Consider the following 13,012-nt stretch of genomic DNA (forward strand, 5'->3'; position numbering starts at 1 on the left):
GTGTTTACCAGTCTATTTGGCGCGTGGCTCCGACGAGACACGTTCCGGTTGCGAGCAGGGGGGCGACGACGCTGTGGTAGCCGCCGGTGGACGGGCCGTTCTGGCCGAGCAGGCACTCTCCGGCGATGTTCACGGAGAACTGGATGGAGTCCGCCGGTTCACCCGTGGTGGTGGAGTCGGCGGTGACTTCCATCATCGTTTTGTCGAACCCGGCGGCGACCAGGGCGTCGATGTAGCTTCGGCCGGCCACGTCGGGGTCGGCGGCGAGGGCCGCGGTGATGACCGAGTCGAAGTAGGGCAGGTTCTCGGTGGCTGTGCCCTCCGGTACGAGCGCCGGCGGCGCAGCCTCGGTGGCGTCTGCCGTCGCAGACCCGGTCGGTGTCGGCTCCGCGCGGTCCACGGGGGCGGCGGAGCAGCCGGCCAGACCCAGTCCGAGGACAAGACACGCTGCCCAGGTCGTCGCTCTGCGGCTGCGCCGAACGGGTGCGTCCAAGATCCGGGCCACGCGTAGTCCTCCCCCACCGCCGCACGCTGCGACCGAGAAGTCGAGTCTAGGCGGACTGTGTTTCCGATTCCCCCTGCCCCGCGTCAGGTTCGTCCTGCCCGGTACCGGGTTCGGCCTGCGCGGTCACGGCCTCACCCGCAGCACCGCCCGCCGGGTCACCCTCCCGCTGCTCGGCGGCCGCCGGCGCGATGCTGCGCGCCAGGGCAGTCGTCCCCCAGGTCAGGTCGTGGCCCACGGCGTCGGCCTCCACCTCAACGGATGTGCCGGCACGGTCCTCGTTCTCCCAATCCCGGATGCGCAGGCGCCCTGTCACGAGCACCGGCTCGCCCTTGTGCACCGACCGCTCCACATTGTGGGCAAGCTGCCGGAACGTGGAGACCGTGTACCAATTGGTGTCGGCGTCCACCCAGGCGTTCTTCACCCTGTCGAAACGGCGTTGCCGGCAGGCCAACCGGAATGAGGTGATGGCCAGGCCGGAACTGGTGACGAGATGGCGCGGGGTGGTGGCAACGATTCCGGTCAGGGCGATGGTGTCGGTCACGGGAGTCTCCTGGGCGGCACGAGGCGGTGGCGATGTCGAACGCGACCCGGGAGCAGTCCTCGTGCCGGGTTCGTGTTCCCGGGCCGCGCTGCACTCACCCTCCGCGTCCCGGCGCCGACTCCGGGGCCGGCCGCCCAGAGTGTGGACAACCCGATCCCCAGCGGCCTTGGGGAGGAAGCGCGGATCTAGAGTGAGGTCATGACCTTCACTGCCGCAGAGAACCGATATTCCGAGATGCCGTACCGCCGAACCGGGCGCAGCGGCCTGAAGCTGCCCGCGCTGTCGCTGGGGTTGTGGCACAACTTCGGCCACGAGCGCTCCATCGACACCCAGCGGGGCATCCTGCGCCGGGCCTTCGACCTGGGCGTGACGCACTTCGACCTGGCCAACAACTACGGTCCGCCTCCCGGTTCCGCCGAAACCAACTTCGGCCGCATCTTCGCGGAGGACTTCCGCCCGTACCGCGACGAGATGATCATCTCCAGCAAGGCCGGCTACGACATGTGGGCGGGCCCCTACGGCGACTTCGGCTCGCGCAAGTACCTCTTGTCGTCGCTGGACGCCAGCCTCGGCCGGCTGGGACTGGACTACGTCGACATCTTCTACTCCCACCGCCCCGACCCGGAAACCCCCATCGAGGAGACCATGGGCGCCCTGGCCACTGCCGTGCAATCGGGCAAGGCGCTGTACGCCGGCATCTCGAACTACAGCCCGGAGCAGACCGTGGCGGCCTACGCCGCCCTGGCCGAGCACAAGATCCCCCTGCTGATCCACCAGCCGCGCTACTCGATGTTCGACCGGCACATCGAAGAGGGCCTATTCCCGGTGCTCGACGACCTCGGCATGGGCAGCATCGTCTTCTCCCCCCTCGCCCAGGGCCTGCTCACCGACCGCTACCTCGATGGAGCGGTGCCGTCGGGCTCCCGGGTGGCCACGAGCCGGTTCCTGAACGAGAGCTCGCTCAACCCCACCTACCTCGAGCGCGCCAGGGCCCTGAACGCCATTGCGGCCGACCGCGGCCAGACCCTGGCCCAGCTCGCCGTCACCTGGATCCTGCGTCAGCCGCAGGTCACCAGCGTGCTCGTCGGCGCCAGCAGCATCGGCCAGCTTGAGCAGACCGTTGCCGCGCTCGAGGCGCCGGCACTGGACGCCGATGAGATCGCTGCCATCGAGCCGCACGCGGTGCACGGCACCGGCATGAACTAACCGCCGGTCCTCGCGGGGCGGATGTCGGTGGCCGGTTCTACGGTAAGGCCAACGGCATCCGCCCTCGCATTGGAGCACACCATGACCACTGTCACCATGGCTGTACAACCCAGGACCGCCGCGCCCAGGACCCCGCAATCCAGGCCCGCCCTTTCCGCGACGGCACGGCCGACGACCATCGCCCACGCCGTCAGCCCGGCCCGGTCCAACGGTCCCAGCCTGGTCGCCGTGCGCGACGGACTGTGGCGCGTCGTCGATCGTTCCGGCGCGGTCCTGGGCCACATCGAGCGTGAGACGCACGCCGACGGCGAACGGTATCTCGCCCGGCGCCTGGTGATGCCCACCCGGCGCATCGACCTCGGCGCCTTTTGGCGCATCGATGACGCGGCCGACTGCTTCCGCTGATTCCGCCGCTACGCTGACACGATGCTGCCGCAACCCAAACCCGTACCCGCTGTTCCGGCCCGTCGCGGGCTGGTTCCCGACCTCCTGGCCGGGGTGGGCTACCTCGGTCGGGGTTTCGGCATGTGGATCACCTCGCCACGGTTGATGCTGCTCGGCGCGGTCCCCGCCCTCGTCGTGGGCCTCGTGTACCTCGTCGGCATCGTTTTCCTGATCGTCAACCTCAACACCATCGTGGTGTGGGCGACCCCCTTCGCCTCGGGCTGGGCCGAACCGCTGATCCTGAGCACCCGGGTGGCAGCGGCCCTCGTCTTCGTGATCGTGGCCGCCCTCTTCGCGGTGTACACCTTCACCGCCGTCACCCTCGTGGTCGGCGACCCGTTCTACGAGCGCATCTGGCGCGAGGTCGAGACCAGGCTGGGCGGCGCACCGGCCGAGCTCAAGCAGAGCCTCCTCCGGGCCGTCGGCCGGAGCATCCTCGATGGCCTCCGCTTGCTCATTCCCGCCATCGGAGTGGGCATCCTGCTCCTGGCCTCAGGGTTCATCCCCCTCGTCGGCCCGATTGCGGTGGCGGTGTTCGGCGCTCTCTTCGGCGGCTGGCTGCTGGTGGTCGAACTCACCGGCTTCGCCTTCGACGCCCGCGGTTTCAGCCTGCGCGAACGGCGTCGCGCACTGCGGTCCCGCCGCGCCGTCGCGATCGGATTCGGAGCGGCGTCCTATCTGCTCTTCCTGGTGCCGTTCCTGGCGGTCGTCGCGATGCCGTCGGCCGTTGCCGGCGCGGCGATGCTCAGCCGGGACACCATCGACAGGCTTACCGCACCACCCGCACTCTGAGGGCCCACCCGGCCGGGACCGTTTGTGACGGCATATCCGGCCACGCCGTCAGGGCTACCGCTGATCGGACCGCCCGCGAGGTAACCTTCCGCACATGCAGTGGTGGAATGATTTCGTAACCTGGCTCACAGCGACCAGGAACCAGCCCATGATTTTCAGCGCAATCGTGCTGATCGTCGCCATAATCGTGGCCAGCCTTCTGGCGGCCTGGATTGCACGTGGTGCCATCGCGCGCCTGCTCGCCCAGCATGACCGCGAGCTGCGCGCCGCGGCCATCGGATCGATCGTGGATGCCGCGACCGAGGCATCCGTATGGAACTCGCTGACGCCGCAGGAGCAAGTGATGAACGACCGTGCCGTGGGCATGGCCGACATCCAGATCCGACTGCTGCCGATCAAGGGATCGAGTATCGCTGCGGACTGGGCGGCTCACCAGCTGGCCGAGCTCAAGCGCACCTCGGCGACCTTCGGCTACCAGCTCGAGCCGGCGCTCGTGGAGTTCCGCGACCGCCTCGTCGACTGGCAGAACAAGCCGTCCCGCGCCCGCAAGATCTTCCAGGGTGATCTCGAGCGTTGGAAGGCCCAGAACTCCTCCACCGAGAAGAACCTCCTGGCCGAGCAGGATGCCTGGGTGGCGCAGCAGCACCACGACCAGTTCACGGCTCCCACGTCACCGGCGAAGGCACCGGTCGGGCAGCCGCTCGGCTACGTTCCCGCCGCGGCCGGCCCCGGCGCCGGATCGCCGTCGGCCGCGTCGCCATCAACGGAGACCCAGCGCCTTCTCGATGACGTGCAGGCCCTCGAAGTGCGTCCAGCGCCGCTGCCGCGTCCCTAAGTCTGGTACGCACCCAAAAACCCCGGTCCGCTCGCGCGGACCGGGGTTTTTTGTGGATCGGGGCTACTTCCACCAGTCGTCGAACAGGGAGGCCGGCACCCGGCGCTTGTGCTCGGTGCTGAGGTAGCGCCGCACAATGGCCTCGGCCACGTGGTCGTCGACGGGCTTGCCCTCGAGGAAGTCGTCGATGTGCTCGTACTGCATCCCCAGGTTCGCCTCGTCGGTCTGACCGGGGTTGTCGTCGAGCAGGTCTGCGGTCGGCGCCTTCAGGTAGAGCTGCTCCGGGGCACCGAGCTCCATCAGCAGCTGACGGCCTTGGCGCTTGGTCAGACCGGTCAGCGGCAGCAGGTCGGCGCCGCCGTCACCGAACTTGGTGAAGAACCCGGTCACGGCCTCTGCCGCATGGTCGGTGCCGACCACGAGCAGGCCGTGGGCACCGGCGAGAGCGTACTGCGCGATCATCCTGGCGCGTGCCTTGACGTTGCCCTTGTCGAAGTCCGGCATCGGGGCCCCGGTGCTGACGGCGAATTCGTCCTCGAAGCCATCGACCGCACGCTGGATGTTGAATGTGACGTTCGATTCCGGCGCAATGAACTCCAGGGCAAGCTGCGCGTCGTCCTCGTCGCGCTGCACCGCGTACGGCAGGCGAACCGGCAGGAACCGAAGGGTGTGCCCCTCGACGGTGAGCTCCTCGATCGCCAACTGGCACAGGCGCCCGGCCAGGGACGAGTCCTGTCCCCCGCTGATCCCGAGGATCAGGCCCTTCGCCCCGCTGGCGAGCAGGTAGTCCTTGAGGAAGTCGATGCGGCGCCGAATCTCGGCGGCAGGGTCGATGTCCGGGGTCACGTGCAGTTCCTTGATGATTCGCACCTGTTGTTCTCGCATCTGACGAATCTATCAAGTCGCGGTGGAAGGATGCCTGCAGGACGCCTGCACATCCGCCCGGTCACCCGCTCGCCCAAAAAACAACCCCGCCGGCGTGACCGGCGGGGTTGTGCTGTGCCCCCGGCAGGATTCGAACCTGCGACAAAGAGATTAGAAGGCTCCTGCTCTATCCCCTGAGCTACGGGGGCGCATAGCGATTCAACGATACCGCAGTCCGGACCGCTGCCCCGGCGGCGGAGCGCTTAGAGTGCTTTGGCGGTGGCGACGAGAACCTGGGCGAGGGTCGGCACACCCGTGGCGCGGAACACCTCGTCGCCGGCGGCGTTCTGCACGATGATCGTGGGAGTGTTGCGGATTCCGGCCGCCTCGGCCTCGGCATTGTCGTGCGCCACGTCGAGCTCGCGCACCGTGGCGGCCGGCACCAGTCGTTCGACCTCGGCCAGGACGGCGCGGGTCTGCAGGCACGGCTCGCAGAAGGCCGAGGAGAAGAAAATGAGTTCCATGACGGCTCCTAACCGTTGACCAGTGCGAGAACGGCCACAACCGCGGAGACGGCGGCCAGCAGCAGCGACACCCCGACCAGCACCGCGTGCACGATCAGGAACGAGGTCGGTTTGCCCGACGCATCCCGCGCCCGGTCGTCCTGACTGACCCTCTTGTAGAAGCGTGGCCAGACCACGACGTTCCAGACGGCGTTGAGCAGCAGCAGGATGGCGAGTGTTGTAAGCATCACCATCAGTCTACGAGCGGCGGGCAGGGAGCCGTGTCGGGGCCCACCGCTAGACTCGCCCCATGACAAACAGCAGTGACCGGTTGGTATGGATCGATTGTGAAATGACCGGGCTCGACATCAACAATGACGAATTGGTGGAGATTGCGGTGGTCGTCACCGACTTCGACCTCAACATTCTCGACCCCGGCCTCGACATCGTGATCAAGCCCGATGCTTCCGCCTTGGCGAACATGGGCGACTTCGTGCGCAACATGCACACCTCCTCCGGCCTGATCGAGGAGATCCCCAACGGTGTGAGCGTGGCCGAGGCCGAGTACCAGGTGCTCGAGTACGTGCTGCGTTTCGTTCCCGAAGACCAGCGCGCTCCCCTGGCCGGCAACTCGATCGGCACCGACCGGGCGTTCCTGGCCCGGTACATGCCGCGCCTGGACAAGCAGCTGCACTACCGCAACGTCGACGTGTCGTCGATCAAGGAACTCGCCCACCGCTGGTTCCCGCGGGCGTACTTCAACGCGCCGGCCAAGGACGGCGGCCACCGCGCCCTCGCCGACATCCTCGAGTCGATCCGGGAGCTCGCGTACTACCGTCAGAGCGTCTTCGTGGCCGACCCCGGACCCACGAGTGCGGAAGCAAAATCGCACGCAACGGCCGTTGTGAACATCTTCACCCAAAACGTGTAATAGAATTCTTGAGTTGCCTTCGCTTGAGAGAGCGAAGCGGCACTTGGTGGGTATAGCTCAGCTGGTAGAGCGCCTGGTTGTGGTCCAGGAGGTCGCGGGTTCAAGCCCCGTTACTCACCCCAAGTAAACAAAAGTCCCGGCCTGTTCAGGCCGGGACTTTTTGCGTGCACCACCTGTCATGCTGAGTGGATGCTCATGCTCAGCCACGACGACTTCGAACGCCTCGTCATCGACGAGCTCGACCTGCTCCCCGACGACATGGTCGACGGCCTCGAGAACGTGATCTTCGTGGTCGAGGACCGTCCAGAGGACGGCACCCTGGACACCCTGGGCCTCTACGACGGCGTCGCCCTCACCGAACGCGGCCAGTACGGCTTTGGTGAGATGCCCGACCGCATCATCCTCTTTCGTGAGCCGCTGCTGGCCATCGTCGCCGACCTCGACGAGCTCCGCGACGAGGTTCACGTGACCCTCGTGCACGAAATCGCCCATTTCTACGGGATTGACGACGACAGGCTGCACGAGCTCGGCTGGGCCTGAGCCCGAGCCTGAGCGCCGTCGGCTACCCTGAACCATGAGTAGATTTCGCCCTGGCCGTGTCATCGGTATTTCGGTGGGAACTCTCGTGATCTTGATGATCGGGGTGTACGGGCCCGCCACGTTGCTCGGCCCCCTTCCTGTCGCCGCGGTCACCCTCACCGCGCCGGATGCCGCCGTGCCGGCATCCACCCCGGTGCTGCCTGCCGCCGGCACCAGCGGCCTCCTCGCCATTACCGCGGTGGACGACACCGCAGCGGACGACACCGCGACCGACGACACGGCCGCCGAGCCCGCCCCCGCGACGCTGGGCGTGGACACCATCTCCGTCGGCGGCGGCAGCGAACCGGTGCCGATGGCATCCGCCGCCAAAATCATCACGGCCCTCGTCGTGCTCGACGCCAAGCCCCTCGCGGCCGGCGAACCCGGTCCGGCCTACTCGTTGGTCACCGCCGACTACCAGGACTACCTCGACTACACGGCGGAGGACGCCCGCACCGTGATCGTGTTCCCCGGCGAGAGCTGGACCGAACGCGAGATGCTGCAGGCCATGATCCTCGGCTCCAGCAACAACCACGCCGACACCCTGGCCCGTTGGGCGTTCGGTTCCGTCGACGCCTACCTCACCGCCGCCAACGCCTGGCTGGCCGCCAACGGCATGCCGGACACCACGGTTGCCGACGCCAATGGCCTCCTCGACGGCAGTGCCGGGACCGGCACCGACCTCGCCCGGGTTGCGGGACTGGCCGCCACGAACCCCGTGATCGCCGACATCATCGCCCAGCCGGCATCCGCCCTGGTCGGTCAGCGCGGCGTCAAGAACACCACCGACTACCTGCCCGAAGAGGGCATCACCGGCATCTCGCGCAGCTACACCGACTCCGGCGGGGTCTGCTTCCTGTTCACCGCCACCGTCGCCGCCGGGGACAAGGCCTTCACCTTCGCGGGTGCCTTCCTGGGCGAGCCGGACTACGACACCCTCAGCGCCGACCTGACGGCCCTGATGGCCTCCGCGCGGGCCGGGGTGACGGAGCTGCCGGTCCTGACGGAGGGTGACGCGTACGCGTCCCTCACCACGGCGTGGGGCGATTCGTCCGATGCCGTCGTCGCGACCCCCAAGACCCGATTCGGCTGGCAGGCCGCCGCCCCCACCGAGGCCGCGGTGACGCTCGACGACGTCACGACGGGGCGTGCGGGAAACAAGGTCGGCCGGGTCACGGTGGATGCGTTCGGTGAGAGCGTCTCGTCAACGCTGGAGCTGGAGAGCAGCCTGACCGACCCCGGCCCGGGCTGGCGCCTGCTGCACCCGATCCCCGTGATCAGCGCGCTCGTCGCCACCTGGTGATTTACGGGCGGGCGTCAGCGCGGGTTCAGTCCGGCTCGTCGTTCGATTCGATCGGGTCGCTGTCCGAGGAGTCGAAGGCGTAGCGCACGTGCAGCTTGCCCTGCACCTCCCGGCTGTCGACCTCGTCGTACCAGAACAGCGATTCCATGCTGTCAACGGCAGCGACCATGCTGATCCGGGCGTCATGCTTGCCGTGCAGGAGCACGCGGCTGTCGGTCTGGCCCTCGAGCGGGCCGTCCACGAACTCCACGGTGTACTCGGTGTTCTCACTCTGCGGGGTAGTCATGACCCCAACTTACTGCGGAGGCCCGGATTTCGGGTCAGGCGCCGCCGGAGCGTCCGCGCCCGGCGGCGTGCCCGTGAGGCGGACGCTGGCCCAGCGTTCGGGCTGGTCCCGGGTGCGGTACGCCTCCCAGTCCTGCTGCCACTGGTCCCAGTGCGCCTCGAATCCGCCGCCGTCACGGGCCAACGCCCGCTGCTTGCGGATGCCGTCGTCGGCATCCAGCCACACCCTCACGTCACTGAGGGAAGCGTGCGCCCGGGCCAGGGCGCCGCAGCCCTCGATCACAAGCGGCCGGTCCGGGTCGACGCCGTGCCATTCGGCCGGACCCGCCGCCGCCCAGTCGTACCGCTGCCAGGCCGCAGGGCGACCGGCGTGCCGGGCGCCCAGCACCAGCCGGCCGACCTGATCGATGGCGGCGTCCAGGCCGCCCCAGCCCGGGTAGACGTCGTCGAGGCGCACCAGTGCCGGCCGCACCGGCCCCGGCCAGGCGGCCAGCACGGCGTCGGCGAGGGTGCTCTTGCCCGCGCCGCTGGGACCGTCGATGAGGATCACGGCCCGGTCGCCCACCGGATTCCGGCCCAACGCCCTGACGGCGTCGAGCACCGGAGCGACCAGGTCAGGCGAGCACAAAATGCCACGTCCCCGCCAGTACGGCCGCGGTGATCGCCGCGGCGGCGATGACCGCCCCGAGGATCACGACCAGGATGTCGCGCACGCCGAAGACCGACTCCCGGGCCCAGGTGCGCGGTACGTCGCTGCCGAACCCCCGGGCCTCCATGGCCGTGGCGAGTTTGCTGCCGCGTCGCACCGAGAGAACCAGCAGAGCGAACGCGAGCCCGCCGAACCGGCGTGCCCGGCTGCGGAGACCGCCGCCGTCGCCCACCCCGCGGGCGCGCCTGGCGAGGGCGAGGGAGTGCCAATCGTCGATGAACATGCCCACCAGGCGCAGTCCGGCCAGGGCGCCGAGCACAAACCGGGCCGGCAGGCGCAGCACCTGCGCGAGGCCGTCGCCGAGGTCGGTGGGGTCGGTGGTGGCCAACAACACGATCCCAGGGATGCCGATGGCCAGGATCCGCAACCCGATAGCGAGGGCCAGCGACACCGACCCCTCCGTCACGTTCGCGATGCCGGCGCTGAACAGCTCGGCGCCGGAGTCCTTGCCGTAGAGCACCGTGGTGAGCACGGCGAAGGGAACGGCAATCCACACCGGCGCGGTGCGCAGCCAGAACTGGCGGGCGCTCAGCCCGCACCAGGCCAGCAGCACGGCCTCGAGCGCGAGGGCGACCGCGGCCGAGACCCAGTCGATGGACAGCATCAGGGCGCCGCTGATCAGCAGCGCCACGGCAAGCTTGGCGACAGGGTTCACCCTGGCGATCGCGCTGGGCCGGATCTCCGGCGTCATCAGGCTCACGACGCGTCCGTTCCGGCGGACGCGCGCAGCCCGGCGGTGACACGGCTCGTGGTCACACAGTGGCCGGTCGCCGGTCCGGTCGACGGCACCAGGCTGAGGCGCGCATCGGCCAGCGCGGTCACGAACTGCTCGTCGTGAGTGACGGCCAGCACGGCGGTGCCGGTGTCCAGCAACTCGGCGAGCAGGCGCACCAGCTCGGCCCAGGTGCGGGAATCCTGCCCGAAGGTGGGTTCGTCGAGCACGAGCAGCCGGGGCCGGGTGGCCAGCACCGTCGCCACGGACAGCCGGCGCTTCTCGCCGCCCGACAGGGTGAACGGGTTCGCGTCGGCGAGGTGATCCAGCCGCAACCGGTGCAGCAGCTCGTCCACCCGCTCCGTTTGCTCGGCCCCGCCCAGCCCGAGGGCGCGGGGGCCGATGGCGAGCTCGTTCCGCACGGTCCCGGCGAGGAACTGGTGCTCAGGGTCCTGGAAGACAGTGCCGATGCGCGCGAGCAGGTCGCGGGAGCGCCAGGCGTGTGGGGCGGACCCGAGGCCGCCGGCCAGCGCATCCGCAGCGGCCAGTCGCCCGCCCGCGGGGGCGAGAAGCCCGGCCAGGGTGAGCGCCAGGGTCGACTTGCCGGTGCCGTTGGGTCCGGTGATGGCGGTGGCCGTGCCGGCCTGCACGGCGAGGTTGAGGCCGTGTGCGACGACGACGGCCCGTTTGCGGGCGAACGGCACCCGCCCGACGGCGAGATCGTCGGCACTGAGCAGGACCTCCGCGCCGGGGTCGTGGGAGCCGCCGCGCCGGTCGGGCATCGAGGGCGGGAACCGCGGAATCCAGACCCCCGCGGCGGCGAGCCGCTCGCCCTCGGCGCTGAGCACGCTGTCGGTGGGTCCGTCGGCGAGGATCCCGCCGGCCGGGTCGAGCACCACGATGCGGTCAACGACGTGCTGCCAGACCGCGACGCGGTGCTCGATCACGATAAGGGTCGCGCCGGAGGCCTCGACCGAGCGCAGTACGGCGTCACGCACCTCGACCACCCCCTCGGGATCGAGGTTGGCGGTGGGTTCGTCGAGCAGCACCAGGCCCGGTCGCATGGCGAGCACCCCGGCCAGGGCCAGGCGTTGCTTCTGGCCGCCGCTGAGCGCGCTCGTCGGGTGTCGCAGGGGCAGGTCCAGGCCCACGTCGGCGAGGGCCTGGCCGACCCGCGGCCAGATTTCGGCGCGCGGAACGGCGAGGTTCTCACAGCCGAAGGCGACGTCGTCGCCCACCCTGGCGAGCACGACCTGGGAGTCCGGGTCTTGCAGCACGAGGCCCACCCGGCCGCGGGCCTCGCTGGGCCGGCGGCCGTCGACGAGGAGTTCGCCGGTCTCGTCGCCGTCCTCGTCGTCGCCGAGCACGCCGGCGAGGGCATGCATCAGCGTGCTCTTGCCGGCGCCGCTGGGCCCGAGGACGAGCACCCGCTCCCCCGGGCGGATGTCGAGGTCAAGCCCGGAGACTGCGGGGCGGGCCCGGCCGGCGTGCCGCCAGCCCCAGCCGGACGCCGTGACCCTGGCGCCGGTCACTGGGCGGGCTGGCTGACTGCCCGGTCGGTCGGGCCCGATTCGCGGCCGGCGGCGAACCGGCTGAGCGCACCGGTGCGTGCGAGCCCGCGCACCGCCAGCCAGGACAGCAGCCCGGCGAGCACGGTGCCGGAGACGACGGCGGAGACGAAGTAGACGGCCTTGTAGCCGATGTCGAGGGCCGCGTAGCTCGTGAAGGTGGTGTCGAGCAGGCCGACCGCGACGCCGGCGCCGGCGCCGGCCAGGAGGGCGACGCCGAGACGCCAGTTGGCGTAGAAGAACAGTGCCAGCACGATCTCCGCGCCCAGGCCCTCGACAACGCCCCAGATCAGCGTGGAGAAGCCCCACTGGGTGCCGATGAGCATCGACACGACGGCGGCGACGACCTCGGTGTAGACGGCCGCACCGGGTTTGCGGATGATGAGTCCGCCGAGCACGCCGGCGAAGAGCCAGCCGCCGGCCAGGAGTCCTTCAAGCCCGGGGGTGAAGGCCAGCAGGGCGCTGAGCGGCGACCAGGCCAGGCCCCACGCCCAGAAGATCACGCCGCTGGCGACGCCGATGACGCTGGCCACGACGATGTCGACGACCCTCCATTTCAGCACCCGCGGTTTACGCGACGCGGACGGGGTCGGAGTGTTGGTGGACAGGGTGTTGATTGATGCGTGCACTGTACGTGCCCTTTCCGTAGAGGAATACTGGGCACGGGATTGAGAAGCCTCCCTGCGCTGGCATGATCCAGATCAGGTTCGACGGTCGAAGCTGAAGTAGCTTCCTCTCAGCCCGGTTCACCGGACTCCCGTGTTCAGCTTCGAGTATAGAACTCCTGGGCCCCATCCGGGCACTGTGAGTCGCCGCGCGACGTTTCTCCACCCACCCGCTGATCGAGCCTGTCGAGATCCCGCGAGCCGCACGCGTTGGAAGACCCTGTCACCAGGTCTCGACAAGCTCGACCAACGAGGCGGGAACCGAGCGCAGGGCCGGTCGCCTCGGCGCACGAGGAGCTCGACCCCGTCCGCTGATCGAGCCTGTCGAGATCCCGCGAGCCGCACGCGTTGGGAGACCCGGTCACCGGGTCTCGACAAGCTCGACCAACGAGGCGGGAACCGACCGCAGGACGGGTCACCTCGGCGCACGAGGAGCTCGCCCCGTCCGCTGATCGAGCCTGTCGAGATCCCGCGAGCCGGACTCGTCAATGAGGACCGGTCACCAGGTCTCGACAAGCTCGACCGACGAGGCGGGAACCGAGCGCAGGGCCGGTCACCGGCCTCGAGGAA

At 69.3% G+C, this 13,012-nt stretch carries 17 protein-coding genes, 2 tRNA genes and 1 riboswitch; of the genes, 8 read left to right on the forward strand and 11 right to left on the reverse strand.

Annotated features, from left to right (window positions below; translation table 11 throughout):
- Nucleotides 1–4: 4 nt before the first annotated feature.
- Both CXY76_RS17020 and CXY76_RS17025 read right to left on the reverse strand, forming a co-directional pair.
- Entirely contained in the window at nucleotides 5–505 is a 501-nt protein-coding gene (locus tag CXY76_RS17020) for a hypothetical protein (RefSeq protein WP_233199968.1), read from the reverse strand.
- 46 nt (nucleotides 506–551) lie between these two features.
- On the reverse strand, nucleotides 552–1,046 hold the full coding sequence (locus CXY76_RS17025) for a single-stranded DNA-binding protein (RefSeq protein WP_104166611.1): 495 nt from the start codon (nucleotides 1,044–1,046) through the stop codon (nucleotides 552–554).
- A gap of 198 nt (nucleotides 1,047–1,244) precedes the next feature.
- On the opposite strand from CXY76_RS17025, the gene CXY76_RS17030 reads away from it, so the two are divergent.
- The 4 genes from CXY76_RS17030 (at nucleotide 1,245) to CXY76_RS17045 (ending at nucleotide 4,323) form a co-directional block, all read left to right on the forward strand.
- A complete protein-coding gene (locus CXY76_RS17030; RefSeq protein ID WP_104166613.1) occupies nucleotides 1,245–2,252 on the forward strand; it encodes an aldo/keto reductase in 1,008 nt (335 codons plus the stop codon).
- Between the two features lie 81 nt (nucleotides 2,253–2,333).
- The gene (locus CXY76_RS17035) at nucleotides 2,334–2,657 is read left to right on the forward strand and encodes a hypothetical protein (RefSeq protein WP_104166615.1); all 324 of its coding nucleotides are present in this window, start codon (nucleotides 2,334–2,336) and stop codon (nucleotides 2,655–2,657) included.
- Between the two features lie 21 nt (nucleotides 2,658–2,678).
- On the forward strand, nucleotides 2,679–3,488 hold the full coding sequence (locus CXY76_RS17040; protein ID WP_104166617.1) for an EI24 domain-containing protein: 810 nt from the start codon (nucleotides 2,679–2,681) through the stop codon (nucleotides 3,486–3,488).
- A 148-nt stretch (nucleotides 3,489–3,636) separates the two neighbouring features.
- Nucleotides 3,637–4,323, forward strand: a complete 687-nt coding sequence (locus CXY76_RS17045; RefSeq protein WP_104166619.1) for a hypothetical protein — start codon at nucleotides 3,637–3,639, stop codon at nucleotides 4,321–4,323.
- A gap of 63 nt (nucleotides 4,324–4,386) precedes the next feature.
- Here the strand turns inward: CXY76_RS17045 and nadE are convergent, their stop codons facing one another.
- The 4 genes from nadE to CXY76_RS17065 all read right to left on the reverse strand — a co-directional run bounded on the left by nadE (nucleotide 4,387) and on the right by CXY76_RS17065 (nucleotide 5,938).
- Entirely contained in the window at nucleotides 4,387–5,208 is an 822-nt protein-coding gene (gene nadE / locus CXY76_RS17050) for an ammonia-dependent NAD(+) synthetase (RefSeq protein WP_104166621.1), read from the reverse strand.
- 115 nt (nucleotides 5,209–5,323) lie between these two features.
- A tRNA-Arg gene (locus CXY76_RS17055) sits at nucleotides 5,324–5,396 on the reverse strand.
- A 54-nt stretch (nucleotides 5,397–5,450) separates the two neighbouring features.
- Complete coding sequence (locus tag CXY76_RS17060) at nucleotides 5,451–5,711, reverse strand: thioredoxin domain-containing protein (RefSeq protein ID WP_088456422.1); 261 nt, start codon at nucleotides 5,709–5,711, stop codon at nucleotides 5,451–5,453.
- An 8-nt stretch (nucleotides 5,712–5,719) separates the two neighbouring features.
- Nucleotides 5,720–5,938 (reverse strand): SCO4848 family membrane protein, encoded by a 219-nt coding sequence (locus tag CXY76_RS17065; RefSeq protein ID WP_104167361.1) that lies wholly within the window; start codon nucleotides 5,936–5,938, stop codon nucleotides 5,720–5,722.
- 62 nt (nucleotides 5,939–6,000) lie between these two features.
- Between CXY76_RS17065 and orn the strand changes: the two genes are divergently transcribed.
- The 4 genes from orn to CXY76_RS17085 all read left to right on the forward strand — a co-directional run bounded on the left by orn (nucleotide 6,001) and on the right by CXY76_RS17085 (nucleotide 8,503).
- Nucleotides 6,001–6,621: an oligoribonuclease gene (gene orn, locus CXY76_RS17070; protein WP_104166623.1), complete on the forward strand. Its 621-nt coding sequence runs from the start codon at nucleotides 6,001–6,003 to the stop codon at nucleotides 6,619–6,621.
- Nucleotides 6,622–6,667: 46 nt separating this feature from the next.
- Nucleotides 6,668–6,743: transfer RNA gene (locus tag CXY76_RS17075), tRNA-His, on the forward strand.
- 67 nt (nucleotides 6,744–6,810) lie between these two features.
- Nucleotides 6,811–7,161, forward strand: a complete 351-nt coding sequence (locus CXY76_RS17080; RefSeq protein WP_104166625.1) for a metallopeptidase family protein — start codon at nucleotides 6,811–6,813, stop codon at nucleotides 7,159–7,161.
- A 94-nt stretch (nucleotides 7,162–7,255) separates the two neighbouring features.
- Nucleotides 7,256–8,503, forward strand: coding sequence for a D-alanyl-D-alanine carboxypeptidase family protein (locus tag CXY76_RS17085; RefSeq protein WP_233200067.1), 1,248 nt, complete (start codon nucleotides 7,256–7,258; stop codon nucleotides 8,501–8,503).
- Nucleotides 8,504–8,528: 25 nt separating this feature from the next.
- On the opposite strand, the gene CXY76_RS17090 is transcribed toward CXY76_RS17085, so the two are convergent.
- Genes CXY76_RS17090 through CXY76_RS17110 form a run of 5 tightly spaced genes read right to left on the reverse strand, consistent with a single transcriptional unit; the run spans nucleotide 8,529 to nucleotide 12,406 of the window.
- Nucleotides 8,529–8,789 (reverse strand): hypothetical protein, encoded by a 261-nt coding sequence (locus CXY76_RS17090; protein WP_104166629.1) that lies wholly within the window; start codon nucleotides 8,787–8,789, stop codon nucleotides 8,529–8,531.
- A 9-nt stretch (nucleotides 8,790–8,798) separates the two neighbouring features.
- Nucleotides 8,799–9,416 (reverse strand): ATP-binding protein, encoded by a 618-nt coding sequence (locus CXY76_RS17095; RefSeq protein ID WP_158253929.1) that lies wholly within the window; start codon nucleotides 9,414–9,416, stop codon nucleotides 8,799–8,801.
- Nucleotides 9,403–10,197 (reverse strand): energy-coupling factor transporter transmembrane protein EcfT, encoded by a 795-nt coding sequence (locus CXY76_RS17100; RefSeq protein ID WP_369826174.1) that lies wholly within the window; start codon nucleotides 10,195–10,197, stop codon nucleotides 9,403–9,405. Before CXY76_RS17100 ends, CXY76_RS17095 begins: the two co-directional genes overlap by 14 nt.
- A complete protein-coding gene (locus CXY76_RS17105) occupies nucleotides 10,194–11,741 on the reverse strand; it encodes an ABC transporter ATP-binding protein (protein ID WP_199190345.1) in 1,548 nt (515 codons plus the stop codon). Before CXY76_RS17105 ends, CXY76_RS17100 begins: the two co-directional genes overlap by 4 nt.
- Nucleotides 11,738–12,406, reverse strand: coding sequence for an ECF transporter S component (locus CXY76_RS17110; protein WP_104166633.1), 669 nt, complete (start codon nucleotides 12,404–12,406; stop codon nucleotides 11,738–11,740). Before CXY76_RS17110 ends, CXY76_RS17105 begins: the two co-directional genes overlap by 4 nt.
- A 31-nt stretch (nucleotides 12,407–12,437) precedes the next feature.
- A riboswitch (TPP riboswitch) is annotated at nucleotides 12,438–12,548 on the reverse strand.
- Between the last annotated feature and the right edge of the window lie 464 nt (nucleotides 12,549–13,012).

Source organism: Cryobacterium sp. N22, from assembly GCF_002929555.1.
Lineage (GTDB): Bacteria > Actinomycetota > Actinomycetes > Actinomycetales > Microbacteriaceae > Cryobacterium.

Coding starts and splice junctions, on each gene's coding strand:
- orn (WP_104166623.1), top strand. CDS start 6,001: ATGACAAACAGCAGTGACCGGTTGGTATGGATCGATTGTGAAATGACC.
- CXY76_RS17035 (WP_104166615.1), top strand. CDS start 2,334: ATGACCACTGTCACCATGGCTGTACAACCCAGGACCGCCGCGCCCAGG.
- CXY76_RS17090 (WP_104166629.1), bottom strand. CDS start 8,789: ATGACTACCCCGCAGAGTGAGAACACCGAGTACACCGTGGAGTTCGTG.
- nadE (WP_104166621.1), bottom strand. CDS start 5,208: ATGCGAGAACAACAGGTGCGAATCATCAAGGAACTGCACGTGACCCCG.
- CXY76_RS17040 (WP_104166617.1), top strand. CDS start 2,679: ATGCTGCCGCAACCCAAACCCGTACCCGCTGTTCCGGCCCGTCGCGGG.
- CXY76_RS17080 (WP_104166625.1), top strand. CDS start 6,811: ATGCTCATGCTCAGCCACGACGACTTCGAACGCCTCGTCATCGACGAG.
- CXY76_RS17060 (WP_088456422.1), bottom strand. CDS start 5,711: ATGGAACTCATTTTCTTCTCCTCGGCCTTCTGCGAGCCGTGCCTGCAG.
- CXY76_RS17085 (WP_233200067.1), top strand. CDS start 7,256: ATGATCGGGGTGTACGGGCCCGCCACGTTGCTCGGCCCCCTTCCTGTC.
- CXY76_RS17045 (WP_104166619.1), top strand. CDS start 3,637: ATGATTTTCAGCGCAATCGTGCTGATCGTCGCCATAATCGTGGCCAGC.
- CXY76_RS17065 (WP_104167361.1), bottom strand. CDS start 5,938: ATGCTTACAACACTCGCCATCCTGCTGCTGCTCAACGCCGTCTGGAAC.
- CXY76_RS17030 (WP_104166613.1), top strand. CDS start 1,245: ATGACCTTCACTGCCGCAGAGAACCGATATTCCGAGATGCCGTACCGC.